Below are 403 nucleotides of genomic sequence, written 5' to 3' on the forward strand. Positions count from 1 at the left end.
AGTATTCTGTCGTCGTGCTCGTTTCACCACAAGCGGTGTATACATCATCCCCAACCTGACCGTCAGTCAGATCAATCGCTACTTTCACTTGCAATTGGTAAGTCTCAGTAGCACCTGCAGCAATCGTATTACCGCTGGTGATCGTTAGTGGGAACGGATTGCCTGTGAACGCATAGGCTCCTATTTCAGGTGAACTGTAGCCACCATCAATTATAGTAATATCATCTTCAAATGAACCAGCATCTTCAAGAGTATAACTTGAAACCGCTCCTCCAAGGTTTTTAACCTCTATTTCATATAGTACGCTAAAGGTATTGTCACCAAGGTCTGTGATACTGCTCAGCGTCTTCGCATGGGTTATGTATGGCAAATCACCACATGCTGTATCACGCTCTATTTCAAG

Annotated in this window: 1 protein-coding gene; it reads right to left on the reverse strand. The window is 44.2% G+C overall.

Annotated features, from left to right (window positions below; all coding sequences use genetic code 11):
• On the reverse strand, positions 1 to 403 hold a 403-nt coding region (locus tag AFM12_RS19405), incomplete at both ends, for a hypothetical protein (RefSeq protein ID WP_157687500.1).

Source organism: Jiulongibacter sediminis (genome assembly GCF_001306455.1).
Classification (GTDB): domain Bacteria; phylum Bacteroidota; class Bacteroidia; order Cytophagales; family Spirosomataceae; genus Jiulongibacter; species Jiulongibacter sediminis.